Source organism: Terriglobus sp. YAF25 (assembly GCF_052113305.1).
In the GTDB taxonomy this organism is placed as follows: Bacteria; Acidobacteriota; Terriglobia; order Terriglobales; family Acidobacteriaceae; genus Terriglobus.
Genome location: NZ_JBFRCY010001042.1, coordinates 1 through 1,091, shown reverse-complemented (window position 1 = coordinate 1,091; position 1,091 = coordinate 1). Strand labels below are relative to the sequence as shown.

The 1,091-nt window shown below is 60.6% G+C and carries 1 protein-coding gene; it reads left to right on the top strand.

What is annotated here, in order from left to right:
* Positions 1 to 986 (top strand): B12-binding domain-containing radical SAM protein (locus AB4043_RS26390; RefSeq protein WP_442308638.1); only part of this gene is annotated, 986 nt, incomplete at its 5' end.
* Between the last annotated feature and the right edge of the window lie 105 nt (positions 987 to 1,091).

Genomic DNA, 1,091 nt, shown 5'->3' with positions numbered 1-1,091 from the left:
GGCTCGATCAGGTGAGCAAGATCGATGGCCTGGCGTATCTCGAAGATGGAGAGCTTCGCCAGACCCCGCCACGGGCACAGATCAAATGCCTGGACGATCAGCCATGGCCTGCGCGCAAGATGGTGAACATCCAGAAGTACGTCGATACCTGGCGTACACACCACGGCAAAGGTTCAGTTAACTTCATCACGGCACGCGGATGCGCCTACCGCTGCCAGTGGTGTAGCCATCAGGTCTATGGCAACACCCATCGTCGCCGCGATCCGCTGCTGGTGGTGGATGAGGTGGAGTGGCTGCTCTCCGAGTACCAGCCCGACATGATCTGGGTCTCGGACGATGTCTTCACCATCAACCACACCTGGTTACGCACGTATGCGGCGGAGATGAAGCGCCGTGGTCTTCGCATTCCGTTCGAGTGCATCTCCCGGGCCGACCGTCTGAACGAAGAGGCGATGGATCTGCTGGCAGAGTTAGGCTGCTTCCGCGTCTGGATCGGGTCGGAGAGCGGGTCGCAGCGCATTCTGGATTCCATGCAGCGCGGCGTGAAGTTGGACCAGGTGCAGCGCGCCGTAGAGTTGAGCAAGACCCGCGGCATCGAGAGCGGAATGTTCCTGATGTGGGGTTACGATGGCGAGGAGCTTGAAGATATCGAAGCCACCATTCAGCACGTGAGCCGGACGCAGCCGGATATCTTCTTCACAACCGTCTCGTATCCGATCAAAGGAACGCCCTACTACAAGAAGATCCAGGACGACCTGATTCAGCTTGCACCATGGGGCACGAGCTCCGACCGGGAGATCAAGATTCGCGGCCGCCACTCTCGCCGCTACTACAGCTTCGCCGACAAGCTGCTACGCAGTGAGGTCGCTCTCGCCCGGATGCGTGACTTCAAGGCTCCGGACGAACAGGAGGCCAGCCGCCTGGCGGAAGAGATACGCAATGCCCGCATCGGTCTGATGGACGCGGCCGCAGAGGTAGAGGCATGATCGCGGCGCACCCAGCCGGCCAGGCTTTCGACGCGATGGCCGACACGTATGACGATGATTTCACGCAGAGCCACATCGGGCAGGCGCAGCGCTCTGTCATCATGC